The 26696-nt window shown below is 70.4% G+C and carries 25 protein-coding genes and 1 tRNA gene; 1 reads left to right on the forward strand and 25 read right to left on the reverse strand.

The genetic code is table 11. The annotated features are described in order from the left end of the window. Positions 1-45: 45 nt before the first annotated feature. From B5F23_RS00940 to lepA, 3 genes are read right to left on the reverse strand one after another with little or no spacing between them, the layout of a single operon-like run. Complete coding sequence (locus B5F23_RS00940; protein ID WP_087350522.1) at positions 46-1284, reverse strand: coproporphyrinogen-III oxidase family protein; 1239 nt, start codon at positions 1282-1284, stop codon at positions 46-48. Further along, positions 1274-2293, reverse strand: coding sequence for a tRNA dihydrouridine synthase (locus B5F23_RS00945; RefSeq protein ID WP_087350525.1), 1020 nt, complete (start codon positions 2291-2293; stop codon positions 1274-1276). The genes B5F23_RS00940 and B5F23_RS00945 overlap by 11 nt, the downstream gene beginning before the upstream one ends. Next, positions 2290-4101, reverse strand: a complete 1812-nt coding sequence (lepA, locus tag B5F23_RS00950; RefSeq protein WP_087350528.1) for a translation elongation factor 4 — start codon at positions 4099-4101, stop codon at positions 2290-2292. The genes B5F23_RS00945 and lepA overlap by 4 nt, the downstream gene beginning before the upstream one ends. 108 nt (positions 4102-4209) lie before the next feature. Here lepA and rpsT point away from each other — a divergent pair, with 108 nt between their 5' ends. Beyond that, positions 4210-4473 carry a 30S ribosomal protein S20 gene (gene rpsT, locus B5F23_RS00955; RefSeq protein WP_087350531.1) on the forward strand — a complete coding sequence of 88 codons (264 nt, stop codon included), beginning with the start codon at positions 4210-4212 and terminating at the stop codon, positions 4471-4473. A 274-nt stretch (positions 4474-4747) separates the two neighbouring features. Here rpsT and holA read toward each other — a convergent pair whose 3' ends face one another. From holA to rbfA, 22 genes are all read right to left on the reverse strand, one after another. Beyond that, entirely contained in the window at positions 4748-5710 is a 963-nt protein-coding gene (gene holA, locus B5F23_RS00960) for a DNA polymerase III subunit delta (RefSeq protein WP_087350534.1), read from the reverse strand. 171 nt (positions 5711-5881) lie between these two features. Beyond that, positions 5882-8203, reverse strand: a complete 2322-nt coding sequence (locus B5F23_RS00965; RefSeq protein ID WP_087350537.1) for a ComEC/Rec2 family competence protein — start codon at positions 8201-8203, stop codon at positions 5882-5884. Next, positions 8196-8930 carry a ComEA family DNA-binding protein gene (locus tag B5F23_RS00970; protein WP_087350539.1) on the reverse strand — a complete coding sequence of 245 codons (735 nt, stop codon included), beginning with the start codon at positions 8928-8930 and terminating at the stop codon, positions 8196-8198. Before B5F23_RS00970 ends, B5F23_RS00965 begins: the two co-directional genes overlap by 8 nt. 185 nt (positions 8931-9115) lie before the next feature. Further along, complete coding sequence (gene thiI / locus B5F23_RS00975) at positions 9116-10363, reverse strand: tRNA uracil 4-sulfurtransferase ThiI (RefSeq protein WP_087350541.1); 1248 nt, start codon at positions 10361-10363, stop codon at positions 9116-9118. A gap of 8 nt (positions 10364-10371) precedes the next feature. After that, positions 10372-10656, reverse strand: coding sequence for a DNA-directed RNA polymerase subunit omega (locus B5F23_RS00980; protein WP_087350544.1), 285 nt, complete (start codon positions 10654-10656; stop codon positions 10372-10374). Next, positions 10637-11236 (reverse strand): guanylate kinase, encoded by a 600-nt coding sequence (gene gmk, locus B5F23_RS00985; RefSeq protein ID WP_087350547.1) that lies wholly within the window; start codon positions 11234-11236, stop codon positions 10637-10639. Before gmk ends, B5F23_RS00980 begins: the two co-directional genes overlap by 20 nt. A gap of 1 nt (position 11237) precedes the next feature. Continuing rightward, on the reverse strand, positions 11238-11546 hold the full coding sequence (mihF, locus tag B5F23_RS00990; RefSeq protein WP_072371109.1) for an integration host factor, actinobacterial type: 309 nt from the start codon (positions 11544-11546) through the stop codon (positions 11238-11240). A gap of 197 nt (positions 11547-11743) precedes the next feature. Further along, positions 11744-12466, reverse strand: coding sequence for an orotidine-5'-phosphate decarboxylase (gene pyrF / locus B5F23_RS00995; protein ID WP_206392171.1), 723 nt, complete (start codon positions 12464-12466; stop codon positions 11744-11746). After that, positions 12460-13389, reverse strand: coding sequence for a dihydroorotate dehydrogenase (locus tag B5F23_RS01000; protein WP_087350550.1), 930 nt, complete (start codon positions 13387-13389; stop codon positions 12460-12462). The genes pyrF and B5F23_RS01000 overlap by 7 nt, the downstream gene beginning before the upstream one ends. Beyond that, positions 13389-14177, reverse strand: a complete 789-nt coding sequence (locus B5F23_RS01005) for a dihydroorotate dehydrogenase electron transfer subunit (RefSeq protein ID WP_087350552.1) — start codon at positions 14175-14177, stop codon at positions 13389-13391. Before B5F23_RS01005 ends, B5F23_RS01000 begins: the two co-directional genes overlap by 1 nt. Next, complete coding sequence (locus B5F23_RS01010) at positions 14174-15487, reverse strand: dihydroorotase (protein WP_087350555.1); 1314 nt, start codon at positions 15485-15487, stop codon at positions 14174-14176. Before B5F23_RS01010 ends, B5F23_RS01005 begins: the two co-directional genes overlap by 4 nt. Next, positions 15471-16406: an aspartate carbamoyltransferase catalytic subunit gene (locus B5F23_RS01015; protein WP_087350558.1), complete on the reverse strand. Its 936-nt coding sequence runs from the start codon at positions 16404-16406 to the stop codon at positions 15471-15473. The genes B5F23_RS01010 and B5F23_RS01015 overlap by 17 nt, the downstream gene beginning before the upstream one ends. Continuing rightward, positions 16407-16979 carry a bifunctional pyr operon transcriptional regulator/uracil phosphoribosyltransferase PyrR gene (gene pyrR, locus B5F23_RS01020; protein WP_087350561.1) on the reverse strand — a complete coding sequence of 191 codons (573 nt, stop codon included), beginning with the start codon at positions 16977-16979 and terminating at the stop codon, positions 16407-16409. It abuts the gene before it with no gap. 169 nt (positions 16980-17148) lie between these two features. After that, positions 17149-17901, reverse strand: a complete 753-nt coding sequence (locus B5F23_RS01025) for an ABC transporter ATP-binding protein (RefSeq protein ID WP_087350564.1) — start codon at positions 17899-17901, stop codon at positions 17149-17151. Between the two features lie 9 nt (positions 17902-17910). After that, positions 17911-18735: an ABC transporter permease gene (locus B5F23_RS01030; RefSeq protein ID WP_087350566.1), complete on the reverse strand. Its 825-nt coding sequence runs from the start codon at positions 18733-18735 to the stop codon at positions 17911-17913. 311 nt (positions 18736-19046) lie between these two features. Then, a tRNA-Asn gene (locus tag B5F23_RS01035) sits at positions 19047-19121 on the reverse strand. A 102-nt stretch (positions 19122-19223) separates the two neighbouring features. After that, complete coding sequence (locus B5F23_RS01040; RefSeq protein WP_087350569.1) at positions 19224-19646, reverse strand: hypothetical protein; 423 nt, start codon at positions 19644-19646, stop codon at positions 19224-19226. 84 nt (positions 19647-19730) lie between these two features. Continuing rightward, positions 19731-21095 carry an RNA polymerase sigma factor RpoD gene (gene rpoD / locus B5F23_RS01045; protein ID WP_087350573.1) on the reverse strand — a complete coding sequence of 455 codons (1365 nt, stop codon included), beginning with the start codon at positions 21093-21095 and terminating at the stop codon, positions 19731-19733. A 44-nt stretch (positions 21096-21139) separates the two neighbouring features. Next, the gene (gene dnaG / locus B5F23_RS01050) at positions 21140-23074 is read right to left on the reverse strand and encodes a DNA primase (RefSeq protein WP_206392172.1); all 1935 of its coding nucleotides are present in this window, start codon (positions 23072-23074) and stop codon (positions 21140-21142) included. Beyond that, the gene (gene truB, locus B5F23_RS01055; protein ID WP_087350576.1) at positions 23071-25248 is read right to left on the reverse strand and encodes a tRNA pseudouridine(55) synthase TruB; all 2178 of its coding nucleotides are present in this window, start codon (positions 25246-25248) and stop codon (positions 23071-23073) included. The genes dnaG and truB overlap by 4 nt, the downstream gene beginning before the upstream one ends. Beyond that, the gene (locus B5F23_RS01060) at positions 25245-26267 is read right to left on the reverse strand and encodes a DHH family phosphoesterase (protein WP_241145757.1); all 1023 of its coding nucleotides are present in this window, start codon (positions 26265-26267) and stop codon (positions 25245-25247) included. The genes truB and B5F23_RS01060 overlap by 4 nt, the downstream gene beginning before the upstream one ends. Positions 26268-26277: 10 nt before the next feature. Continuing rightward, the gene (gene rbfA, locus B5F23_RS01065) at positions 26278-26685 is read right to left on the reverse strand and encodes a 30S ribosome-binding factor RbfA (RefSeq protein WP_087350579.1); all 408 of its coding nucleotides are present in this window, start codon (positions 26683-26685) and stop codon (positions 26278-26280) included. Positions 26686-26696: the final 11 nt, after the last annotated feature.

The following is a 26696-nucleotide window of genomic DNA, read 5'->3' on the forward strand; positions in this document are numbered from 1 at the left end:
CTTCGGCGACGAGCGCCGGGCGCCCCGCGCGCGGCGGGGGCGGGGCTAGCAGCGCCCCGTCGCCACCTCGCCGGGCGCGAGGCCCCAGAGGGCGCCGTAGAGCTCGTTGCCCAGGAGCCAGCCCCTCGTCGTGGGCGCGAGCCTCCCCGCGCGCTCGGCGAGAAGCCCCCGCCCCACGAGGCGCTCGAGCTCGGCGTCGAGCCCGGGGCCGAGGAGCTCGGCGGCGCGCGCCACGAGCGGCGCCTCGAGCCCCCTCACGAGGCGCGCGCCGAGCATGAGGTCCTCAGCCGCGGCCTGGGCGGCGCTCAGGAACTCGAGCGAGAAGGACAGCGCGGAGAGCCTCGGCTCCCGCGCGACGGCGTCACGCGGGGTCTCAACCGTGAGCCGCGCGCGCACGGTGCCCGCCGGGGGGCGCGGAAGCCGTGGGCAGGCCTTGGAAAGCCTCAGGTACTGCTCGACGGTGAGCATGCTTGAGGCTCCGGTGCCCAGCCCGAGGTAGGGCACGCCCGTCCAGTACGCGATGTTGTGACGGCACTCCTTACCTGCGACTGCGTAGCTTGCCACCTCGTAGCGCGAGAGCCCAGAACCCTCTAGTAGAGCTTGAGCCTGAGACATTCTGGCCGCCTGGACGTCCCCGTCGTTCCACGGGCAGGGGTCGTCCTCGTAGCGCGCGTCGAGCTCGGTCCCCTCCTCGACCTGGAGGGGGTAGACGCTCACGTGGCCCACGCCGAGCGCGGCCGCCCCCAGAAGCGTCGAGCCCCAGGAGGCGTCCGTCTGCCTTGGCGTGGCGCACATGAGGTCCACGGAGACGTCGAGGCCGCTCGCGACGGCCGCGCCCACGCGCTCTCGGGCGCACGCGGCGTCGTGGAGGCGCCCCAGCTCGGCGAGCTCCGCGTCGTCGAGGCTCTGCACGCCGACCGAGAGGCGCGTGGCGCCGGCCTCGCGCGCCGCGGCGAGCACGTCGTCGGTCAGGGAGTCGGGGTTGGCCTCGCAGGTGAGCTCGGCGGGCGCGGCCACGCGCACGACCCTCTCGACGAGACGGCCCAGGCCGTCCGGCCCCAGAAGCGTCGGCGTACCCCCTCCCACGTAGGCCGTCGCGCAGCCGTCGAGCAGCCCGAGCCCGGCCGCCTCGTCGAGCTGCGCCTCGAGCGCGCGGCGGTACGCCGCCATGAGCGGGTCGCCCGCGGGCGTGGCCCACGACGCGAAGTCGCAGTACGCGCACTTCCTCGCGCAGAACGGTATGTGCAGGTAGAGGGCCCCGACCGAGGGGGCGCTAGCACACATGCGCGCGGACCTCGTCGGCCACGGCGAGAAACTCGTCGGCCTCGACGCAGCTCATCGCGGCGTTTCTCCACCGCGCGGCGTCGGGCATGCCCTTGAAGTACCAGCCAGCCAGGCTTCGGGCGCGCTTGAGGTGGGCCCCGGTCGCCTCGAGCAGGCGCACGTGGCACGCGAAGGCCGCGACCCTCTCGGAGGCCGTCGCCTCGTGGCCCGAGAAGACCCACGGGTTGCCGTAGGTCCCGCGCGCCACCATCACGGCGGTGGCCCCGGTCTGGTCGAGCGCGCGAAGCGCCGCGGCGTGGTCGGTGACGTCGCCCGACGCGATCACGGGGATCCCCACGGCGTCGGCGACGCGGTCGAGGACGCCCCAGTCCGCCTCCCCGCGGTACATCTGCGTGGCAAAGCGCCCGTGCACGGCGACCGCGGCCGCGCCGGCGTCCTCCATGGCGCGCGCGAACTCGGGCGCGACCTCCCGGCCCATGTGGCGTCCCCGGCGGATCTTGACCGTCACGTCGACCCCCGGGGCGCCCTCACGGCACGCGCGCACGATGGCGGCCGCCAGCCCGGGGTCCTCCATGAGCGCGGAGCCCTCTCCCTTGCGCGTCACCTTGGGAACGGGGCAGGCCATGTTGACGTCGATGAGCGCCAGGCGAGCCCCGAGCCGAGCGACGACGCGCTCCGCCCCCTCGCGGAAGAGCTCCGGCCTGCTGCCAAAGAGCTGCACCGCGACGTCAGGCTCGCCGTCGACGGGGTCAACGAGCTCCCAGCTCCTCTCGCCGTAGTGGAGGCCGGCCACGGACACCATCTCGGAGTATGCGAGGTCCGCGCCGCCGGCGCGCGCCATCAGGCGGTACGCGCCGTCGCTCACGCCCGCCATGGGCGCCATGATGAGCGGGTGCGCGGCGAGGCGCTCGGCGAGCGGGCGGTCCTTCTCGCCGCCTGCGAACGGGGTCACGACGGGGGCGAGCCCCGCGGCGGGCCCGTAGGAGGCCAGCACCTGGGAGGGCGTCACTGGTCGTCCACCTTGAGGACGGCGAGAAACGCCTCCTGCGGCACCTCCACGGAGCCGATCTGCTTCATGCGCTTCTTGCCCTCCTTCTGCTTCTCGAGCAGCTTGCGCTTGCGCGAGATGTCGCCGCCGTAGCACTTGGCGAGGACGTCCTTGCGCACGGCCTTGACCGTGGAGCGGGAGATGATCTTGTTGCCGATGGCCCCCTGGATGGGCACCTCGAACTGCTGGCGCGGGATGATCTCCTTGAGCTTGTCGCACAGGCCGCGCGCGAGCGCGTAGGCCTTGTCCCGGTGGACGATGAAGCTCAGGGCGTCGACCTCGTCGCCGGAGAGCAGGATGTCGAGCTTCACGAGGTCACTCGGGCGGTAGTCGCAAAACTCGTAGTCCAGGCTCGCGTAGCCCTTGGTGCGGCTCTTGAGCTGGTCGAAGAAGTCGAGGATGAGCTCCGCGAGCGGGATGTCGAAGTGCATCTCCACGGACTTCTCGGAGAGGTAGACCATGTCCTGCGTGATGCCGCGGTGCTCGATGGCGAGCTGCATCACCGCGCCCGTGTAGGCCGGGGGCACGATGACCTTGGCCTTGAGGAAGGGCTCCTCGATGCGCTCGATGCGCGTGACGTCCGGGAGGTCCTGCGGGCTTCTCACCTCCACCATGGTGCCGTCGGTCTTGTAGACGTGGTAGTCCACCGAGGGCGAGGTGGCGATCAGCGAGAGCGAGAACTCGCGCTCCAGGCGCTCCTTGACGACCTCCATGTGCAGCAGGCCCAGGAAGCCGACGCGGAAGCCAAAGCCAAGGGCGACGCTCGTCTCGGGGCTCCAGGTGAGCGACGGGTCGTTCACGCGCAGCTTCTCGAGGGCGTCGCGGAGGTTCTCGTAGTCCTTATTGTCGACCGGGAAGAGCCCCGTGTAGACCATGGGCTTGGCCTCGCGGTACCCCGGCAGCGCCTCCGCGCAGGGGCGGTCGCGGTAGGTGAGCGTGTCGCCCACGCGCACGGCCTCGGGGTCCTTGAGGCCCGTCACCACGTAGCCGACCTCGCCGACGCCGAGCTCGTCGACGGCGGTCTCGGCGGGACGCCGCACCCCGACGCCGTCCACGAGAAACCCCGTGCCCGCCTGCATCATCGTGAGCTGGTCGCCCTTGCGCACGTGGCCGTCGAAGACGCGCACCGTGGCCACGACGCCGCGGTACTCGTCGAAGTAGGAGTCCAGGATGAGCGCCTTGAGCGGGGCCGAGGCGTCGCCCGTGGGCGGGGAGACGAGAAACACGATGGCCTCGAGGAGGTCGTGGATCCCCTCGCCGGTCTTGCCGGAGACGCACACGGCGTCCTCGGCCGGGATGGCGAGGTCCTCCTCGATCTCCTCCTTGACCTCCTCGGGATGCGCGGAGGGCAGGTCGATCTTGTTGATCGCGGGCACGATGTCGAGGTCGGCGTTCATGGCCAGGCTCGCGTTGGAGACGGTCTGCGCCTCCACGCCCTGCGTGGCGTCCACCACGAGCACCGCGCCCTCGCAGGCCGCGAGCGAGCGGGACACCTCGTAGGTGAAGTCGACGTGACCGGGCGTGTCGATGAGGTTGAACTGGTAGGTCTGCCCGTCGTCGGCGTCGTACATGACGCGGACGGCGTTGGACTTGATCGTGATGCCGCGCTCCCGCTCGATGTCCATCGTGTCGAGCAGCTGGGCCTCCATGTCGCGCTCCTCCACCGTGTGGGTGAGCTCGAGGATGCGGTCCGAGATGGTCGACTTGCCGTGGTCGATGTGGGCAACGATCGAGAAGTTGCGGATATGTGAGGTATCGTTGGTAGCCATGGGGGAAATGATAGCGAACTCCGCCCCGTCATGCTATACTCACCGAGTTGACCTCGCCGTGTCTCAGCACAGAGGCCTCAGATAGAAAAGAACCGAAAGGAACTGCACGTGGCTAACATCAAGTCTCAGAAGAAGCGCATCATCACCGCTGAGAAGGCGCGTCAGCGCAACCGCGCGGTCCGCTCCGAGCTCAAGACCGCCGTCAAGGGCGTTCGCGCCGCCGTTGAGGCCGGCGACGCCGAGGCCGCCCAGCTCGCCGCCAACAAGGCGAGCCGCCTGCTCGACAAGGCCGCTTCCAAGGGCATCATCCACAAGAACCAGGCTGCCCAGCGCAAGAGCGGCGTTCAGAAGCTCGTCAACACCATCAAGTAGCCTCTCGCCAGAGAGTAGCCCGCTTTGCGGACCCGGGGTGCTGCCCGGGTCCGCTTTTTCATGCGGCGAGAAGTGCCGTGCGAGGCGCGCGGCTCCTCTCGTGCGCGTGGGGAACGCACTGGACGCCCGCACTTGAGGGGTGCGGCCCTTTGAGGGCCGGAGGCGCGCAGGGTGCGGGGTCCTTCTCGCCGCTTGGCGAGAAGTGCGTGGCTGAGCAGGCCGAGAGCCTGCACTTGAGGGGTGCGGGCGTCCAGTGCGTCTCCCGCGACTCGCGCTACGCGACGCCGCAGACCCTCGCTATGAGGCGCACCATCTCCGCGTCCGGGTCCGCGCCGCCCTTGAGGGCCCGCTCCGCGTCCGCGCACGCGGCGAGCGCGGCCTCGAGCTCCCCGTCCGCGAAGGCGCGCGCCCAACGGCCGTGGTTCCTGACCTGCCACTCCTGCTTCTTGAGCTCGCCGGCGAGCGCGTGGGCCTGCCCGCGCGCGGCCAGGGAGCGGGCGCAGACGAGCTCCCTCAGGCGACCCGTGACGAGGGACAGCAGCCCGAGCGCGGACCCGTCGAGCAGGCGGTAGAGCGCGAGGGCGCGGTGGGCGTCGCGCGCGGAGAGGCGGTCGAGGAACTCCCAGGGCTTCACCTCGGCGACGCGTGCCACGTTCTCCTCCACAAAGGGGCGCGTTATCGCGCCGCTCCCTCCCATGAGGGCGGCGAGGGTGGCGATCTGGGTGTCGAGCATCGTGGTCGACTCCCCCACGCGCGCCACGAGCTCCGAGGCGGCGTCAGGCGATATGGACACGCCGTGGGCGGCCGCGAGCTTCTGCACGTAGGGAGGGAGGTCGCGCCCCTTCTTGGCGGCGCACTCGATGACGGTGCGCGGCCCCACCTTGGCGACGGCCTTGTAGAGGCGCGTCGACTTGGCCAGGGTGGTCGCCACGAGCGCAAGCGTGCAGCTCTCGTTGGGGTTGTCGAGGTAGGAGACGATGGCCTCGGAGACGGCCTTGGGCAGCTTCTCGGCGTTCTCGACGACCACCACGCGACGGTCGCCCCCCATCGGGAGGGTGTTCAGCGAGGCGAGGACGGAGACGTCGTCGGTCTCGCCACTCGCCACGACCTCCTCGAGGTTGAAGGCCGAGAAGGGCCCGTCGACGCGCGCCCGGAGTCGGGCGACGGCCTGCTTGCGCTTGAGCTCGTCCGGTCCGACGATGAGGTAGGCCGGAAGCAGCGCCGGCTTGTCTGCCATGTGTGTCCCTCCTGCGACTCGAGCGGCCCCGCGTGGTCTCCCCTGCCGCAGAAGATGCGGGCGGCCCTCACCACGTCCCCGTCAAGCGCAAGGGGCACCGCATGACTCATCGAGGGCGCAGTGCCCCCTGGGCCTTAGTCGTGGCCCCTAGTGTAGCACGCGCGCCCGCCCTCATTGCCCCTTCCCCCTCTGGCAGCTCACGACCGGGCCCTCCTCGCCCGGCTCGACGCAGACGTCGCCGACGTCCTTGGTGCAGAGGAAGCGAGACCCAGCCCCCTCGAGCGCATCCACGCAGGCCGGGTCGGGATGGCCGTAGGAGTTTCCCTCCCCTGCGCTCGCCACGGCCACCTCGGCGTCGAGCGCGCGAGCCAGCTCGTCTGAGACGGAGGACGCAGATCCGTGGTGGCCCACCTTGAGCAGGTCCACGTCGCCCACGCGACCCGCCGCCAGCGCGGCGGAGGTCTCCTCGAGCTCGGCGTCTCCGGTGAGAAGCGCCGTGAGGGAGCGCCGCCCGTCATCGTAGGTGAGCAGAAGTTCGAGCGAGTCCGCGTTCTCGGTGCCGTCGGTCGGCCCCTCGGGCCACACGCAGGCAAGCGAGAAGCGCCCTACCCTCAGCACGTCCCCCAGCGAGAGCTCCGCGGCGTCGGTCCCGGCCGCTACGCCCGCACCCACCACCACCAGATCGGCGCCCACGGTGGAGAGCACGGCCTCGAGCCCTCCAGTGTGGTCGTCGTGCAGGTGCGTGATGACCACGGCGTCGAGGTGCGTGACGTTGCAGCGCGCGAGCGCGTCAAGCACCTCGTCCCCGGGGCCCGTGTCCACGAGAACCGCGGCCGCCCCGTCGGTGACGAGGATGGCGTCCCCCTGCCCGACGTCGAGCACCCGCACGCACGCCGGGGCGAAGAGGCGCCAGCGCGCCCACCAGCCCACGCAGACGGCCAGCGCAACCGCAAGGCACCCCGCAAGCGCCCTACGGGTGACGCGTGGCCACGCTACGAGGAGCGCCGCGAGGCATGCCGCGAGCACGGCGAGCGCCGGCCCCTCCTCGACGCTCACCGCCACGCTCGCCATCGGGACCCCGGCGAGCAGGCGCGCGAGCTCCATGACGACGGCGCCGACGACGTCGGCCCCCGCAAGCGCCACCGCCTGGGCCGCAGGCGCCCACACAAGGAGCCCCGCCGCGAGCCCGAGTGCCAGAAGCGCCGAGAAGAGCGGGGCGAGCACCACGTTGGCGACGGGGGCCACGAGCGAGAGCCGCGAGAACGCCGCGCACGTGAGCGGCGCCGTCACCGCCTGGGAGACGAGCGTGAGCGCAAGCGCCTCCTGCGCCCCCTCGCCCGCGCGCCAGAGCGCCCGGCCCACCCTGCCCCGAACCCGCCACGTGCCCACGAGGACGCGCAGCAGGTAGCGCGCGTAGCCGCCGAGCGCGCAAATCCCGCACACGCAGCTCACCGAGAGCAGGTATCCCAGCTGCCCCGTCACGCCCGGGTCGGCGAGCGCCATCGCGAGAGCCGCCGCGCTTGCCGAGGAGAGCGGGTGGGCGCGGCGGCCGACGAGCTGGGAGAGCTCCGCGACGAGCGACATGGCCCACGCGCGCGACGCGGAGGAGGGCGCGCCGCAGAAGACGACGAAGCCGAGCGTCGACGCAAGCAGCACGGCCGAGCGGGGCAGGGGGCCAAGGCGCGTACGGGAGAGCGCGGCGCCCACGAAGGCGCCCACGAGAACGAGGTGACCGCCCGACACGGCCACGAGATGCGAGATGCCGCAGGTGGCGAAGATCTCGTCGAGCCCGCGCTCGGCCATCGCCACGGTGGACCCGCAGATGGCCCCCGCAAGCAGCGCACGCGCGTCGGAGGAGCCCGCGTCGAGGCTCTCCAGCACGCGCGATCGCACGAGAAGCACCGCTCCCCAGGCCCCCGTCGCCGGCGCGCTCTCGAGCACCCTCACCACGCGGACCGTGCCGGCGAGCCCCTGCGCCCGCGAGCTCGCGCCCCAGTCCCCCGGCTCGTTCTCCTCGAAGCGCCCCACGCAGCGCAGCGTCGTCCCCAGCTCGACCGGCTCGTCCGCGAGCAGCCAGACGCGCCCGAGCGATCCGCCCTCCCCGCTCACCCGCGCCCTCCCGCGCCAGCCCGACGCGCCCTCGCTCATGTCCGCCTCGAGCGTGAGCTCCCAGGAGGAGACCGGGCTCGTGGAGAGCGCGCCGGCAAGCGCCCCCTGACGCGCGAGCTCGCCGGCGCACACGACGCAGGCGCAGGAGGCTGCCACCCCGAGCGTGAGCGCGAGCGGGGCGGCGGCGCGTGCCCCCGTCCGCGAGAGCGCCAGGCAGGCAAGCCCCGCGAGCGCGAGCACGCCGGCGCCCGCGCAGAGAAGAGGCGCCGGCTCAGGCCCCGTCGCGAGGGCGACGCGCGCGCAGCCTATGACCACGACGAGGGCCCAGAGCGTGCCCGGGAGCGCCGGCCGGTCGGGCCGGTCGGCGCCCGGACGCTCAGACACAGATTCTCCCCTCGAGCTTGGCGTACTTCTTCTCCCCGATCCCGGAGACGCGCATGAGGTCCTCGGGCACGGAGAAGGGCCCGTTCTGCTCGCGGTCCTCGACGATGGCCCGGGCCGTCGCCTCCCCCACGCCCGGCAGCTCGTCGAGCTCCTCGATGGTCGCCGTGTTGATGTTGACGGGGGCGGGCGTGTCGTCAGCGCCGGACGCGGCGCCTGCAGAGCCCGCCTCGGCCGCGGCGGGCGCGTCCTCGCCCTCGAGCGGCACGTAGACCTTCTCGCCGTCCAGGACGCCGGCCGCGAGGTTGATCGACGACGTGTCCGCCCCCTCGGCAAGGCCGCCCGCCGCCGCGATGGCGTCGTTCACGCGGGCGCCCTCCGCGAGCTCGTAGACGCCCGGCGCCGCCACGGCCCCGTCCACGTGCACGACGAGAACCGCCGGGTCGTCCTCAGGGGCCACGTCCCCCTCGCCGTCGCCAGCCGCGCCCCCGTCCTTCTCGCCCGCGTCGTCCGCGTCGGGGCCGGAAGGCGCGCTCGAGACGGCCGGGACCTCGACGGCGGCGCCCTCGCCGCGCTCTATCGTCACCCCGCCCGTGCCAAGCGCCCCGACCGCGACGACCACGACGAGCGCCACCATCGCCAGCGAGAGCGCCCCGGCGAGCGCGAGCCTCCCCGTCACGCCGTACCTTCGCGCGAGCCGCGCCGCCCCCCTCGACCGCCGCTGTGCCATGCGACCACCTCCGCCTCAAGCATGGCGGACGTCGGGCGCGCCGCGCGCCGCGGGCGGAGAAAGTCAGTCACGAACCTTCCGCGTACCTTCCGCGAATCTCTCGAAAAAAGAGAAGCGCCCCGGAAAACCGGGGCGCCGAACGACACGGGGCCGTCTGGGGGCCATGCCACCCGCGGAGCGCGGGGCTACCGCTCGCCCCCCTGGAAGGGAGAGAGCTCGCGATGGTGCTCGCGAAGCGTCCCGCGCGGCGCTCGGTAGGACGGGCACTGCGAGAAGTCCCTCCACTCGACGCGGTCGACGAGCTCATCGACCATGGCCTCGTGGTCGAAGGACTCCCAGGCCTCGAGCACGTCCGCCAGGCGCGCGTGCGTCTCAGGACGGCGCGGCATGAACAGGGTGCAGCAGTCAGGTGCGGTCTCGCAGCAGATGTCGTAGGTGCCGATCTCGTGGGCGCGGGCGATGATCTCCTGCTTGTCGGACCCGATGAGGGGCCTCAGGACCGGCATCGTGACGGCCTCGTTGACCGCGGCGATGTTGTCGAGCGTCTGGGACGCGACCTGCCCGAGGGACTCGCCGGTGACGAGCGCCTTGGCCCCCTCGAGACGCGCAATCCTCTCCGCGACCTGGAGCATGACGCGGCGGTACGTGATGATGCGGAGCCCCTGGGGCACGGCGAGTGAGATCTCCCTTTGACGCTCGCCGAAGGGCACCACGTAGAGTCGCCCGACGACGCCGGAGGGGGCCAGGGCGTCAACGAGGTCCTGGCAGAGCCACTCGCTCGTGTCGGAGGTCATCGGACGACCCGAGAAGTGCACGGGGACGCAGGTGGCCCCGCGACGGCCAACCATCCAGGTGGCCACGGGCGAGTCGAAGCCGCTCGAGAGCAGGGTGACGACCTTGCCGGCGGTGCCCACGGGAAGACCGCCAACCCCGGGCGCGGAGGCGGCGTAGACGAAGGTGTTTCCCTGGACCACGTGCACGACGACCGTGACGTCGGGGTGGTGGACGTCGACCTTCTTCTCGGGGAACGACTCGCACAGGACGGCCCCGACCAGGCGGTTCATCTCGAGGCTGTGGCGCTCGTAGGTGGTTGAGGAACGACGCGCGTGCACCTTGAAGGTCTCGAACTCGCCGGCCTCGGAGAGCGCCCGCACGGCGGCGGCGCAGTACTCGCCCTCGTCGAGCCCGCACTTGTAGGCGAGCGAGACGCGCGCCACGCCAGGCACGCGCCTGATTGCCGCGGCGAGCTCCTCGCTCGCGCGACGGTCCTCGGTCTCCACGGCTATGTGGCCCGAGATGCGCGAGACGCTCAGGATGGGGAACGCCTTGAGGGCGCGGTGCAGGTTGGTGACGAGCTGGTTCTCGAAGGTAGAGCGGTTCTTGCCCTTGAGGCCGATCTCGTGGTAGTGGACGAGGCAGAGTCTCTCGGTCATGCGCAGGCCTACAGGACGATCGTGTTGGCGCCCCTGATGTCCTCGTCGAAGTCCTCCTTGACGAAGCTCAGGGTGTCCTCCTCGATCTCCTGCATGGCCACGGACACGGGGTCCTTGCCGGACACCACGGTAGTGATGTCGTCAAAGTCCTGGATTGCGGTCACGCGCAGGTGCTGCCCACGAATCATGTTGTTGATGTCGCAGGCGCGCTTCGACGCGATCGAGCAGAGCAGGAACGGGTTGTGCTCGGTCTTGTCGAGCAGGGTGTCAATCTCAGGCTTGATCACAGACATCTTCTGTGGGACCTCCGTTGGTTTCATACGTTCTGATCACATCTTGCAGCTCGGCGCAGGCCCGCTCGAGGTCGTCGTTGACGATGCGGACGTCGTAGAGCGACGCCTTGCCCATCTCCTCGCGCGCTCCGGACAGGCGCCGCTCGATTGACGCCTCGTCCTCGGTGCCGCGACCGCGCAGCCTGCGCTCGAGTTCCTCGGCGCTCGGCGGTTCGATGAAGACGAGCACGGCCTCGGGGTCGGCGCGTCGGACGTTGAGCCCGCCCTGGACGTCGATCTCGAGGATGACGGAGAGGCCGCGCCCCGTGACGCGCTCGACCTCGCGGCGCAGGGTCCCGTAGCGGTGACCGTGCACCCACGCCCACTCGAGGAACTCGCCGCCCTCGACGAGCCGGTCGAACTCGTCGTCGTCCATGAAGTAGTAGGACGTTCCCTCGACCTCTCCCGGACGCGGCTCGCGCGTCGTTGCAGAGACCGTCAGGCCCAGGCAGTCGAGACGCTCGCGCAGCATCGCGACGAGCGTGCCCTTGCCCACGCCTGACGGCCCCGAGACGACGAAGGTTCTGGCTCTTCTCGACACCTTACTTGGAGAGGGCCTCGACGAGCTGCTCGCGCTGGCGGGCGCCCAGGCCCTTGACGCGACGGGTGGCGGAGATGCCCAGCTCGTCCATGATCTTGGCGGCCTTGGCCTTGCCGTAGCCCGGAAGGGACTCGATGAGCGTGGAGACCTTCATACGGCTGGCGATGGGATCGTCGGAGTCGAGGACGTCCTCAAGGGTGACCTTGCCGCTCTTGATCTTCTCGCGCAGCTCGGCGCGCTCGTGGCGGGCCTGGGCGGCCTTCTCGAGGGCGGCCTTGCGCTGCTCGTCGGTAAGCTGGGGTAGGGCCATTTTGTTCCTCCAAACATCGTACTAACGGTTGAGACGCCGCGAGGCGGCGGCTCGCAAACATAGTTTGCCCATTTACCTCAGGTTTTGCAATACCCAATCATCAAAGCTGCAGGTCAGGGGCAATCCTTCACAAGATTGCCCCCGCGGGTGCAAAAATCGGCGGCCCGCCCGGGGTGGCCGGACGGGCCGCGGAGGCGCTAGGCCATGAGCTCTGCGCAGATGGCGTCGAAGGCTGCGACGGGGTCCTCGGCGCCGGTGATGGGACGGCCGATGACCAGCTTGGACGCCCCGGCCGCGACGGCGGCCGCGGGAGTGGCGATGCGCTTCTGGTCGCCGACCTCGGCGCCCGCGGGACGCACCCCGGGCGTGACGATGAGCGCGTCGGGCCCGAGGAGCTCGCGCATCTGGGCCGCCTCCTGCGGCGAGCAGACGATGCCGTCCGACCCGGCTCCATAGGCGACGCTCGCGAGACGGGCGACCTCGTCGGCCACGGGAGCGTCGACGCCGATCTCGGCGAGCGCGTCCTGGTCCATGCTCGTGAGCACGGAGATGGCGACGAGGCGCGTGCGCTCGCCGCCGCGCGCCTCGGCCGCCTCCTCGGCCCCGGCCCTGGCCGCGGCCACCATGGCCGAGCCGCCCAGGCCGTGGATGGAGAGGATGTCGGCGCCCGTCAGCGAGGCGGAGCGAACCGCGCCCTGCACCTGGAACGGGATGTCGTGGACCTTGAGGTCGAGAAACACGCGAAGTCCGCGCTCGCGCATCGCGTCGACGATGGCGGGGCCCTCGGCGTAGAACAGCGTCATGCCGACCTTGACCCAGGTGGCCTTGCCGCCGAGCAGGTCGGCGAGCTCGAAGGCGCGCTCGCGGCTGCAGTCGAGGGCAATGATGATCTTGTCGCTGGCCTCTTCGTACGTCAGCATTCGAAGGCTCCAATCAGCTCGTTGATGTCGGTGACCCCCTGCTCGGCCGCCCAGGCGGCGAGGCCGTCCACGATGCGCGCCGCGCAGGCGGGGTCGTAGAAGTTGGCGGTTCCCACGGTGACGGAGGTGGCGCCCGCCAGGATCATCTCGGCCGCGTCCTGCCAGCTCGCCACGCCACCCATGCCGTTGACGGGGATCTTGACGGCGCTCGCGGCCTCCCAGACCATTCGGACGGCGATCGCGTGGATGGCGGGGCCGGAGACGCCGCCGGTCGGCTTGGACAGGCGGCTCCTCCTCGTGCGCACGTCGATGGACATGCCGTTAATCGTGTTGATGAGCGAGAGCGCGTCGGCACCCTCGGCCTCGCAGGCGCGGGCGATCTCCGGCACGCGTACCGGCGCCATCTTGACGAGCAGGGGCCGGCTCACGCGCGGGCGCACGGCGCGCACGACCTCCGCCGCGCTCTCGGGCGTGCCGCCCACGAGCGCCCCGCCGCGCGCGATGTTGGGGCAGGAGATGTTCATCTCGACGCCGCTCGCCCACGGGCAGAGCTCCTCGATCTTCTCGACAGCGGCTATGTACTCATCGACCGAGTGCCCGGCCGCCTGGACGATGACGCGGCAGCCGCGCCCCTCGAGGCCGCTCAGGTACTCGCCGTACTGCTCGACCATGCCGGCGACGCCGGGGTTGGCGAGCCCCACCGTGTTCATCATGCCCGAGGGGACCTCGCACATGCGCGGGGCGGGGTTGCCGAGCCAGGGCTCGGCCGAGCAGCCCTTGGTCGTTATGGCGCCGAGGCGCGACACGTCGAAGAAGCCCTCGAAGACCGAGCCGAAGCCGAAGGTGCCCGACGCGGTGTTGACGGGGTTCTTCATGCGAACGCCGCCGAGGTCGACGGCCATGGAGACGCTGTTCTCGGCCATTACCACGCCACCTCCTCGGCGTCGAAGACCGGGCCGTCCTTGCAGCAGGACTTGTAGCTGCCGTCGGCCATGGCCACGTTGCAGGTGCCGCACGCGCCGAACCCGCAGCACATCATGCGCTCCATGGAGACGCGGCAGGCCACGCCCGCCTCGCGGCACAGGCGCGCGACGCCGGCCATCATGACCTCGGGCCCGCAGGCGTAGACCACGTCGTAGCCGCCCGCGGCGAGAAGCTCGGACAGGGCGTCGGTGGTGAACCCGCGCCGCCCGGCCGTGCCGTCGTCGGTGGTGACCTCGACGCGACCGGCGCCGAGGGCGCGCAGCTCCTCGACGCCCCAGAGCCTGGAGGCCGTCTGGGCGCCGACCACGGCGTCGAGGTCGACGCCGGCCCCCGCGAGCATGCGCGCGCAGGCGACGACGGGCGTCACGCCCACTCCGCCGGCGACCACGCAGGCGCGCCGGGCGCCCTCGACAAGCGGCCAGGGGTTGCCGCAGGGGCCCACGGCGCTCGAGCGGGCCCCGGGCGCCATGGCGGCGAGGCGGCGGGTGCCGTCGCCGACCACGGCGTAGACGATCTCGACGGTCCCGGCCTCGGCGTCGGCGCGGCTGAAGGACAGAGGGATCCTCAGGATCTGGCTCGCGTCTCCGGGCACGGCCACGTTGACGAACTGGCCCGCCTCGAGCCCAGCGGCGAGCGCCGGGGCCGAGAGCACGATCCGCATGAGGCCCTCGGCGACCGGCTCGTTGGAGACGACCTCGAAGTCGTGGACGCCCGCCGCGGCCGTCATCGAAGGACCCTCGGGACGGGGGTGATCGCTCCGTCGGTCATCGTGCGGCGGCCGGCGACGAAGACGTCGGTGGCGGCGCCGGTGAGCGTGGCGCCGAGCCAGGCGGAGTTCTTGGAGCGGCTCTGGAGCCAGTCCTCGGTGACCGTCACCTGGGCGGTCGGGTCGACCAGGGTGAGGTCGGCGACGGAGCCGGCCTCGACGCGCACCTCGGGGAGGCGCAGCGCGCGGCGCGGGTTCACGGCCATGACCTCGACGAGGCGCGACCAGCTCATCGTCCCCGGCAGCACGAGGTTGGTGAGCATGAGAGGCAGGGCCGTCTCGAGGCCCACGATGCCGAAGAAGGCGATCTCCCACTCGCAGTCCTTCTCGTGCGGGGCATGCGGGGCGTGGTCGGTCACGAGGCAGTCGATGGAGCCGTCGAGGATGCCCTCGCGGAGCGCCGCGGCGTCGGAGGCGCGGCGCAGCGGCGGGTTCATCTTGAGGTTGGTGTCGTAGGCGTCGGTGATGTCCTCCTCGGAGAGGAAGAGGTGGTGCGGGGTGACCTCGCAGGTCACGGGCAGGCCCTCGGCCTTGGCGGCGCGGACAAGCTCGAGGCCCTTCTCGGTGGAGATGTGCGCGATGTGCAGGGCGCAGCCGGTCATGCGGCACAGCTCGATGTCGCGGTAGATCTCGAGCTCCTCGCCGAGCGCCGGCCATCCGAACATGCCGAGGCGCGTGCTCGCGCGGCCCTCGTTGATGACGCCGTGGGTGGTCAGGCTCTCGATCTCGCAGTGGGCAGAGACGACCTTGTCGAACTGGGAGACGTACTCCATGCAGGTGCGCATCATGCCCGCGCTCTGCACGCCGTGACCGTCGTCGGAGAAGGCCACGGCCCCCTCCATGACCATGTCGCCGATCTCGGCGAGCGTCTCGCCCTTCTCGCCCACCGTGAGCGCGCCGATCGGGCGCACGTGGCACAGCCCCGCGTGGCGGGCGCGGTCGATCTGGTAGCGGACCTCTGCGCCGGTGTCGGTCACCGGGTCGGTGTTGGGCATCGTGGCCACGTCGGTGAAGCCGCCGTGGGTGGCCGCGCGGGCGCCGGTCTCGATGGTCTCCTTGTACTCGAAGCCGGGGTCGCGGAAGTGGACGTGCATGTCGACGAGGCCGGGCACGAGGTACTTGCCGGAGGCGTCGATCACCTGCGCGCCCTCGGGGGCATCGAGGCCCTCGCCGACCTGGGCGATCCTCTCGCCGTCCAGGATCACGTCGCAGACGCCGTCGAGGCCGACCTGCGGGTCGACGACGTGGGCACCCCTAAGCAGAAACGCCATTGTTCTCTCCTCCCAGAAGCAGGTACATCTCGGCCATGCGCGTGAGGACGCCGGCGTTCACCTGGTCGAGGATCCTCGAGCGGGCGCAGTCGGCGACGTCGGCGTTGATCTCCATGCCGCGGTTCATGGGGCCCGGGTGGCAGATGATGGCCTCGGGCTTCATGCGCTCGACGCGGCTCATGTCGAGGCCCCACAGGCGGTTGTACTCGCGGCGCGACGGGATTGCGGCGCCCTCCATGCGCTCGAGCTGGACGCGCAGCATGTAGACGACGTCCATCTCGGGGATGACGGCGTCGAGGTCGGCGGTCTGGGGCACGCCGTAGTAGTCGGGGTCGTCGACCTGGAAGGTCGGCGGGCCCACGAGCGTGACGTCGGCGCCCATCGTCTTGAGGGCGGGCACGAGGCTGCCGCAGACGCGGCTGTGCGAGAGGTCGCCCACGATGGCGACCTTGAGGCCGTCGAGGTGGCCGAAGTTCTCGCGGATGGTGTAGAGGTCGAGCATGGCCTGCGTGGGGTGCTGGTGCTTGCCGTCGCCGGCGTTGATGACGACGGCGTCGGTGTGCTCGGTGATCTTCTGCGGCGTGCCGGCGAGCTTGGCGCGGCAGATGAACATGTCGACGTTCATGGCGTCGATCGTCTCGATGGTGTCGGCGAGGCTCTCGCCCTTCACGACCGAGGAGGTGGCGCCGCCCATGGAGAGGGAGTCGGCGGAGAGGCGCTTCTCGGCGAGCTCGAAGGAGCTCTTGGTGCGCGTCGACGGCTCGAGGAACAGGTTCACGATCGTGCGGCCGCGCAGCGCGGGGACCTTCTTGATGGCACGCTTGTTGACCTCGGAGAACGAGCGCGCCGTGTCGAGGATCTGGGTGATGTCGTCGGCGGTGAGGCTCGTCGTGTCGATCAGGTGTTTGACGGACAGCATCTAGTTGGCACCTCCAGTGCTCTCATCGGTCGGCTTGGTCCAGATCTCGACCGAGTTCGCCTCGTCATAGGGGCGAAGGGACACGCGGACGTCCTCCTCGTGGGAGGAGGGCACGTTCTTGCCGACGTAGTCGGCGCGGATGGGGAGCTCGCGGTGACCGCGGTCGACCATGACGGCCAGCTGCACCGTGCTGGGGCGGCCGAGGTCGATGAGGGCGTCCAGGGCGGCGCGGATCGTGCGCCCGGTGTAGAGGACGTCGTCGACGAGGACGATGTCGCGGCCGTCGACGCCGAAGGGGATGTCGGTCCCGTACTCTACAGGGGCGATCTTCCTGCTCACGTCGTCACGATAGAAGCTGACGTCAAGCGATCCGATGGGGGGACGCTGCCCCTCGATCTTCTCGATCTCGTCGGCGAGCAGGGGCGCGAGTGCGGCGCCGCGGCGCACGATTCCAACGAGCGCGACGCTTCCGGCCCCCTCGTTCCTCTCGATGATCTCATGGGCGATGCGGGTGAGCGCGCGACTCATGGCCTGCTCGTCCATGATCTGGGCCTTGAGCTTGGCCTGTTCCATGGGACTCCCTTCTCACAAAAAGACGCCCTGCCGTATGCCGGCACGAGCGTCGATAAGGCTATGGAAGCGTCCCGTGGGACCTGACCTTGCTGGCGTCTCGCACCGGCTTAAAGAATCCACCCCACTGTAGCACATGAGCGGTCCGCGGGCGAGAAGCGCGCGCAGGCCCCTAGCCGAACTGGGCGCGATAGGCGGCGCAGACCTCCTTCACGGGGCCGTCCATGCGCTGCTCGCCCTTCTCGATCCACACGGCACGCTGGCAGATGCGCTCGACCTGCTCCATGGAGTGGGAGACGAAGAGCACGGTGACGTTTCCGGACTCGATGAAGTGCTGGATGCGCTCCTCGCACTTCTGTTGGAAGAAGACGTCGCCCACGGAGAGGGTCTCGTCGACGATCAGCACGTCAGGCTCTGTGACCGTGGCGATGGCGAAGGCGATGCGCGCGACCATGCCCGAGGAGTAGTTCTTGAGGGGCATGTCCATGAAGTTCTGGAGCTCGGCGAAGTCGATGATGTCCTGGAGGTGCTCGTCGATGAAGGAGCGGGAGTAGCCGAGGAGCGCCCCGTTGAGGTAGATGTTCTCGCGGGCGGTGAGCTCGGGGTCGAAGCCGGCGCCGAGCTCGATGAGCGGCGCGATGTTGCCGCGCACCGAGATGGAGCCCTCGGAGGGCTCAAGCACGCCTGCGATGCACTTGAGCATCGTGGACTTGCCGGACCCGTTGGTGCCCACGAGCCCCACGACCTCGCCGCGGCGGACCTTGAAGCTGATGTGGTTCAGGGCGCGGAACTCCTTGAAGAACAGCTCGTGCCTCATGAGCTTGATGAAGTACTCCTTGAGGTTGTTGAGCTGCTCGCTTGCTATGTTGAAGATCATCGAGACGTCGTTGACCTCGATGGCGTACTCGGACGTGGAATCTGCCATGCGGACCGCCTAGATGTAGAGGATGAACTTGTGCTCGGTCTTGCGGAACACGAAGTAGCCGAGGGCGAGCGCGGCGAGCGCCCACGCGACGCTCAGCACGATGACCGTGAGGCCCGGGCTCGTCTGGTAGACGATGGCGCAGCGCATCATGTCGATGTAGTTGTACATCGGGTTGAGCTTCACGACCGCGATCACGAACCACGGGGCGCTCGAGTTGGTGAGCAGGGAGAGGTCCCAGAAGATCGGCGTGAGGTAGGTCCAGGCGGTGATGAGCACGCTCCAGAGGTGGATCATGTCGCGGAAGAACACGGCGGCCGCGCCTATCAGCAGGCTGATGCCCATGCAGAAGACCATGAGCAGCAGCAGCGCCGGGACCATCCACACGATGTGCCAGGTGGGGATGACCTGGAAGAAGAGCATGACGATGGCGACGGCGATGAGCGAGAACGAGAAGTTGAAGGCGGCGGAGAAGACCTTCTGCACGGGGAAGACCCAGCGGTCGACCTTGACCTTCTTGAGCAGCGGGGCGGCGTCGATGATCGAGCGCAGGCCCGCGCTCGTCGACTCGTTCATGAGCGCAAAGGTGATGTTGCCCACGATGAGGTAGAGCGGGTAGTTCTCGACGTTCGAGCCGCGCAGGAAGTAGGAGAACACGAAGCTCATGATGATCATCATGAGCAGGGGGTTCAGCACGCTCCAGATGACGCCGAGCACGGAGCGGCGGTAGCGGAGCTTGAAGTCCTTGTTGACGAGCTGCTGGAGGATGAACTTGTCCTTGGCGTAGTTGCTCGTGACGTGGGCGAGCTTCTCGGTCGCCGCGTGTGGGTGGCTCAAGGCATGGCCTCCGGTCGACGGTTTGCTGACCCTGAAATCCTAACACAGGGGCTCGCGGGTCATAGAAACGGCAGAGACCTAGGGCGCCGGACCCGTCTCCCCTGCCCCCCGCCCCCCCATTTCGCATCGTGTACACCTCCGCCGGGTCGGCGCTCTTCTCGACAAGTCGTCTAGCTGGGCGTTTGCGAGAAGGACCTCGACTCGAACCTACCTCGGGGTGTACACGATACGCAGCGCGGGGACTCGCGACGGCCAGCGTGCAAAAAGAAAGCAGGCCACCGAGCAAAACGCCCGATGACCTGCGAAAGTTCTGGCTCCCCGGGTAGGATTCGAACCTACGACACGCTGATTAACAGTCAGCTGCGCTACCACTGCGCCACCGGGGAATGTGTTCGCGCAAGAAGTAAGTATACAGATGCGCGCACGAGACGCAAGCAGAATTTTGGAAAATCTGCCGCGCGGGGAAAACGGGACGGGACCAGGCCGCCCTAGCGGTCCACCACCTCGTCGTGGGCCTTGTTCGCGTAGGCGAAGGCGCAGGTGCCGAGAACCGCGAGCACGAGCTCGACCCACGAGGCCTGGCCCGAGGCGAGGCCGAGCCCGAACTCGATGACGCAGGCCACGACGAGCAGCAGGTCGAGCCTCTTGAAGGCGCTCACGTGGCGCGGGTTGTTGGCGGCGCGGGCACCCATGACGCCGACCACGAGGCAGTAGGCACCCACGAGCAGCCCGACGATCCCGAGCACCTCGGCGGCAATGACGCCGTCGGTCGCCTCCCCCGCGACGTCGAAGGTGAGCCCGGCGGCGAGCGGCGAGGCGACGAGCATGAAGATGCCGGCGATGACGTCGAGCAGACCGAACCCCATGAGGCCGAACGAGAGCAGCTTGAGCCGCTTCTGGAGACTTGACATTGCGCTCCTTTCTCCGGCGCCGCGGCGCGGCGCACAAGGAACGGCGGCCGCGACCACCTGCCGCGACCGCCGAAGTGGACGGACCTAGTCTTCCATGTAGTCCTTCAGGCGACCGCTGCGGCTCGGGTGGCGCAGCTTGGCGAGCGTCTTGCTCTCGATCTGGCGGATGCGCTCGCGCGTGACGCCGAACTCGCGGCCGACCTCCTCGAGGGTACGCGGGTGGCCGTCCTCGAGGCCGAAGCGGAACTTGATGACCTTGCGCTCGCGGTCGGCCAGGCTGTCGAGCACCTGGTCGAGCTGCTCGCGCAGCATGGAGTCGGACGCGGCCTCGGGCGGGGCCACGGCGGAGGAGTCCTCGATGAAGTCTCCGAGCTGGGAGTCCTCCTCCTCGCCGATGGGGGTCTCGAGGGAGACGGGCTCCTGGCTGATCTTCTGGATCTCGCGGACGCGGTCCGGGCTCATACCCATCTCGGCGCCGATCTCCTCGGGGGTGGGGTCGCGACCGAGGTCCTGGAGCAGCTGCCGCTGCACACGGATGAGCTTGTTGATGGTCTCGACCATGTGGACCGGGATGCGGATGGTGCGGGCCTGGTCGGCGATGGCGCGCGTGATGGCCTGGCGGATCCACCACGTGGCGTAGGTGGAGAACTTGAAGCCCTTGGTGTAGTCGAACTTCTCGACCGCGCGGATGAGGCCGAGGTTGCCCTCCTGGATGAGGTCGAGGAAGAGCATGCCGCGGCCGACGTAGCGCTTGGCGATGGAGACGACGAGGCGCAGGTTGGCGCTGATGAGCTGCTGCTTGGCGTCGAGGCCCACCTGCTCGATGCGCATGAGGCGGCGCTGCTCGGCGCGGGTGAGCGTGAGCTCGCCGGCCTCGGCCGCCTCGAGCTTCTCGGCCGCCTCGGTCCCGGCCTCGATCTTCATGGCGAGGTTGACCTCCTCGGAGGCGGTGAGCAGGTCGACCTTGCCGATCTCCTTGAGGTACATGCGGACCGGGTCGCCGGTGAGCATCGCCGTCGAGGTGTCCTGGCGGCGCGCGCGGGCGCGCGAGGAGCGCTTGGGCTTGGAGACGCGCGCCTTGGGCACGGAGCGCAGGGCCTCCTTCACGGCCTTGGCCTCGGCCGCGCTCTCGGACTGGTCCTCGTCGTCCTCGTCGAACTCGTCTCCGGAGACGTCGTCGTCGAAGTCGTCGTCGGAGGAGTCGTCGTCCTCCATGGCAAACTCCGCCGGCGTGGACTCCGAGGCGCTGCTCACCTCGACGCCGCGTGCGCGCAGGGCGTCGTAGAGGTCGGAGAGCTCGTCGGAGTCGACGTCGATCTCCCTGATCGCGAGCTGGATGTCGTCCTCGGTCACGCTCGCGGATGCTCCGGCGGCGCCGGCAAGCTGGTCGACGACGCGGGAGAGCTCGTCGGAGAGACGGACGTCTTCATTTGTCTTCTTCGCTGCCACGGGGGTCCTTTCGACGTGCAAACTTTCGGAATTATACCCAAACACTACTCGGAGGAAACAGAGGATAGCCTACGGGAGAGCTCGCCCGCGCGCCGCTGGAGCGCGGTCGCCTCCTCGAAGAGGGCCTCGGACTCGTCGCCCGCCGCGCTCCCGCGCAGCAGCGCCCGTATCTGGCGCACCCTCCGCCGGCACGAGAAGAGCTCGACGTTGTCAACGACGAAGTCGAGCTTCTCGTCGTCGGACAGCTCGCTCTCCTCCATCACGCGCCCGCCCGAGAGGATGCGCGGCGCGTCGGGCACGACCGCGCTCGCCGCCGCGACGACCTCGGCCGGGGAGGCTCCCTCGGGGGTGGACAGCATCGCCCAGGCCATGGCCTCGTGACGCTCGTCGACCCAGGAGAGCCCCGCGATCCGCTCCGCGTACGCCCTGAGGGCGTCGCACCTCAGCGAGAGGGCGCAGAGCAGCTCCCTCTCGGCGGCGGCCTGCATCCGCTCGTCCGCGGAGAGCGCGCCCAGCGAGGGCCCGGCCGAGGCGGGCGGGGGCGGCGCCACCTGGTCGTACGCCTCGGCGGGCACGTAGTCGTAGGCGTCCGGAGCCTCGGCGTCCTCGACGGCCGCCCGGGCGGCGGGGCGCGACGCGGGCGCCTCCGGGCGCGCCGTCCTTCTCGGCCGCTCCTCGTCGAGCTCGGCGACGGGCGCCTCGCGTATGGCGCGCTTGGTCTCCTCCACGTCCATGCCGAGCGTGTCGGCAAGCCGCGTGGCGTACTCGTCGAGAAGGACCGAGTGCTTGAGCGGCGCGAGCAGCCCCGCCATGTCCTCGAGCGCGCGCACGCGACGCCCGGGGGCGGACAGGTCGTGCCCGGCGAGGCGCTTCTCGAAGACGAAGTCCATGAGCGGGCGGGCGCCGTCGAGCTGGGCGCGCATCTCGTCGGCGCTGTGGGAGGCGAGAAACTCCATCGGGTCCTGGCTGTCCGGCAGCACAACGCACAGCAGCGCCGCCGAGGTCTTGTCGAGGTAGCGCACCGCGCGCTCGGCCGCGCGCTGGCCGGCGGCGTCGCCGTCGAACAGGCACACGATCCGGCTCACGCGCTGGCGCTCCATGAGGCGCACGTGGTCCAGGCGAAACGCGGTGCCCAGCGCCGCCACCGTGTTGGTGAAGCCCGCCTCGTGCATGGCGATGACGTCGGTGTAGCCCTCGCAGACGATGGCCTCGGCCGTGGCCGCCATCGACTCCTTGGCCTTGTCGTAGGCGAAGAGGTGCTTGCCCTTGTTGAAGGCCGGCGTGTCGCGCGTGTTGACGTACTTGGCCACGCCCTCGCCCTTGGCGCCCAGGATGCGGCCGCCGAAGGCGATGGTGCGCCCCAGCTCGTCGTGGATGGGAAACATCACGCGCTCGTAGAAGCGGTCGGACAGGCGCCCTGAGCGCTCCATGGCGAGGTCGGCCGAGACCAGCTCGGCGGCCGAGAAGCCCTTCGCGCGCAGCTGCGCCACGAGCTGGCCGCGCCCCGGGGCGTAGCCCAGCCCCCAGCGGCGGCAGACGTCCGAGCCGAAGCCGCGCCCCGCGAAGTAGGCGCGCGCCGCCGCGGGGCCCTCGCCGCGGCCTCGCATGAGCATGAGGTGGTAGTAGGCCTCGGCCTCGCCGAGCGCCTCCATGAGCCGGGTCCTCCTGGGCCCGCGACGCCCGCCGCGCTCCTCGGAGAGCTCTATCCCCGCGCGGTCCGCGAGGTAGCGGATCGCGTCCGGGAACTCGAGGTTCTCGCGGCGCTGCACGTAGGAGAAGACGTCGCCGCCGTCGCCGCAGCCGAAGCAGTGCCAGAGGCCGGTGGCGGGGTTGACCTTGAACGAGGGGCTCTTCTCGCCGTGGAAGGGGCAGCAGCCCCAGAACTCCTGGCCCCTCTGCCGCAGCTCCACGGTCTCGGACACAAGCTGCACGAAGTCGGTGGCCTGGCGGACCTTCTCCTTGTCCTCGTCGGAAATCACGGGCGCACCTCCCCCCGCGAGCGGGCCACAAGCTCGTCAAGCGAGAAGTCCGGCACGCGCGAGAGCGTGATGGGCGCCTCCCCCAGCACCTGGCGCACCCAATCGACGTTGCCGAGCACCGTGCGCTCGAGCTCCTCGACGGAGTCGAAGCGGCGCGGCTCGCGCAGCCAGCGGACAAAGACCACGTGCACGCTCTGGCCATAGAGGTCGCCCTCGAAGCCGAGGAGCGTCGCCTCCAAGAACTGCGTCCCCTCCTCGCCCGGCGAGAAGGACCGCGGCTTGCCCACGTTGATGGCGGCGGGATAGGCCTCGACTGCGCCGCCGTTCTCGCACGTGCGGCTCACGACCACGTAACCCGCGTAGACACCCTCGGCCGGCAGCGCCAGGCCGTCAAGCACGCGCACGTTTGCCGTGGGGAATCCGAAGCCCGTGCCCTCGCCGCGACCGTGCTCGACCTCGCCCGCCACGTGGTGACAGCGGCCGAGAAGGGCGGCGGCCTGCTCCACTGCGCCCTCGGCGAGAAGGGCGCGGATGCGCGTGGAGGTGATCGGGGCGCCGCCCGCGTCGGCGAGGCGCATGCCGATGACGTCGAAGCCGTCGCGCGAGCCGAGCTCGGAGAGGGCGGCCACGTCGCCGGCGCCGCCGGCGCCCAGGCGGAAGTCCTCTCCCACCACAATGGCCACCACGTCACCGAGCGCGTCGAGCGCCTCGCGCACGAAGCGCTCGTAGGGCAGCGCGGCCACCTCGGGCGTGAAGTCAACCACGAGCACGGCGTCCACGTCCCAAAGCCTGAACAGCATGGAGGGACGCTCACCGGCAAGCGTGAGATCGACCGGCGCCTCATCTCCGACGAGCACGCGGGCGGGATCGGGCGTGAAGGTCACGGCCATCAGCATGGCGCCGCGCTCGTCGGCCTCCTTGCGGGCCCTGGCAATGAGTGCCTGATGGCCGCGGTGCAGGCCGTCGAAGGCGCCGATGGCGCAGACGATGCGCGAGTTCTCGCCCGCGAAGCGCCAGGCACCGTCGGGCGATGGCCCATCCGCGGGTCGAAGCCACTCGAGGTCGAGGCCGCTGCGCTCGAGGGTCCATCCGCGCACCACGCCACCGGCGAGGCACACGTTGTTGCTCCCGCCGCCGCGACGACCTCCCATGCCAAGGGCATCCCGCACGAGACCCTCGGCCGCGAGCGCGTCAAGCGGGCGATCCGGTCCAGCCTCGGCGAGCGCGCAAGCAGCGCGCACACCCTCGATGGCCTGCGGGAAGTTGGTGGAGCACGCCAGGCTCGCGCCGCGGCGCTCCCAGATACCGGCAAGCCCGCCGCCAAAGGTGAGGGCCACGCGCTCGCCGGGCGCCGGCGGGCGGGAGACAATCCCGTCGAGCACCATCCCCGGCTCGATCCTGCGACCACAGGAGACGTCCACGACCTCGCTCACGTCGAGCTCGCGCACGGGCAGGCCAAGCACGGCCGCCGGGTCGAGGCAGCGCTCGCGCGCCAGCTCGGCCCCGCCGGCCTCGAGCTCCTCGAGGCTCACGCAGTCCGCCAGCGTCACCGGGCCCGAGAAGGTCCGCGTGAGGCGCGACACGTGCGCGTAGCAGCCGAGCTCGCGGCCCAGGTCACGCGCAATGGAGCGCACGTAGGTGCCCTTGGACACGTCGAGCTCGAGCTCCCAGGTGCGGGCATCGCGGTCCACGCCCAGAAGCTTGGCTTCGTAGACGAGGATGCGGCGCGCCGCCAGCTCGATCTTCTCGCCGGCGCGGGCCGCGTCGTAGGCGCGCCTGCCGCCCACGGACACCGCAGAGTAGGCGGGTGGTACCTGGTCGTGCCAGCCGACAAGCGAACAGACCGTGGCGTACGCATGCTGGATGTAGCAGTCCCCCGGCACCTCGGCCGTGCGTGTGATCTCGCCCTCTGCGTCGTCGGTGGTTGTCTCCGCGCCGAGCTGGAAGGTGGCGCGGTAGCCCTTGCGGTCGAGCGTGAGCAGGCCCAGCAGCTTGGTGGCCTGGCCGATGCCCACCACGAGCACGCCGGTGGCGGCCGGGTCGAGCGTGCCGGCGTGGCCCACGCGCTTCTCCCCCACCGCGCGGCGCACGCGGGAGACCACGTCGTGGCTGGTCATGCCGGCGGGCTTGTCTATAGCAAGAAGCGCCGAGAAGGCGCTCGGACGGCGGCTCAACGAGCCTCACCCTCCTGCGCGTAGAGCGCGCGGAGCTTGGGCAGCACCACGGAGAGCGCCTGGTCGATGTCGCCCTCCACGGTGAAGCCAGCCGCGGCGGGATGCCCGCCACCGCCCATCTCGCGCGCGACCGCCGAGATGTCGCGGTCGGACTTGGCACGCAGGTTCCCGCGCACCTTGCCCCCGGGCACCTCCTTCAGGAACAGCGCGATCTCGGAGCCGTCCACGCGGCGCACCACGTCGACGAGGCCGTCGCACTCGGCCACCGGCACGCCCGTGGCCGCGAAGTCGGCCGACGTGGCGTAGCTGTAGGCAATCTTGCCGCCCTCGAAGGTGGCGATGCGGCCCATGACGGTTGCCGAGAGGTGCAGGTAGCCCAGGAGGTCGCTCTGATAGACGTGAAGCGCCACCTCCGAGGGGGAGGCTCCGGCGTCCACGAGGGCGCTCGCCACGCGGAAGCACTCCCCGTTGGCGTTCTGGTACTGGAAGCGCCCGGTGTCCGTGACGAGCGCGCACAGCAGGCACTGCGCCATGGAGCGCGTGAGCGCGCCGGCCACGTGCAGGGCGTACTCCGCCACGATCACCCCCGCCGCCGCGGCGTCGGTGCGCACCACGCCCGCGTCCCAGAAGCGCTCCGTCGCGGGATGGTGGTCGATGACCGCCACGGAGCGCGAGCGGCCGAGGACGGCCTCGGCCTCGTTGAGGCGGCTCGGGTGCGAGAGGTCGACGCAGAAGAACAGGTCGGGCGCCCCGTAGTAGTCGGCGGCGCGCACGAGGCGCTGCGCCCCGGGAAGGAACGCGTAGGTGCGCGGCACCACGTCCGAGTCGGCGAGAAGGGCGCTCACGCGCTTCTCGGGCCAGGTGCGCTCGATGAGCTCGACGAGCGCGAGCTCGGAGCCGAGCGCGTCGCCGTCCGGCGAGGTGTGCGCGCAGACGGCGATGGTGGAAGCGCCCTCGATGAGGTGCGTTATCTCGTCGAAGCTCTCCCGCTGACCAGCGGGAGCGTCCCCACACAGCACGGGCGGCCTCCTACCCCTCGTCGCTCTCGGCCCCCGGGCGCTCCACGGGGTAGCCGAACTCGTCCTTCTCCACGCCGAGCGTGGGCGGCACGTCCTCGAGGGCGCGGCTGATGCGCTCCGCCTCGTCAGTCGTGGTGTCGATGCGAAAGTCCAGCTCGGGCGTGACGCGCCAGCCGAGCGCGCGGCCCAGCAGCGAGCGGATGCGCCCCTTGGCGCGCGCGAGGGCGGCGCTGACCTCGTCGTAGCGGTCCGCGTCGCAGCTCACGTAGGCACGCAGGTAGGACTTGTCGACGGAGACCTCGACGCCCGTGATGGTCACGAAGGCCAGGTCGGGGTCGGAGATCTCGAAGAGCAGGATGTTGGCGAGCTTGACGCGCGCCTGCTCGTTTGTTCTCCTCGAGTGCTGGTTCTGCTTCATATCACGCTCCA

Source organism: Olsenella sp. An188 (assembly GCF_002160255.1).
Classification (GTDB): domain Bacteria; phylum Actinomycetota; class Coriobacteriia; order Coriobacteriales; family Atopobiaceae; genus Thermophilibacter; species Thermophilibacter avistercoris.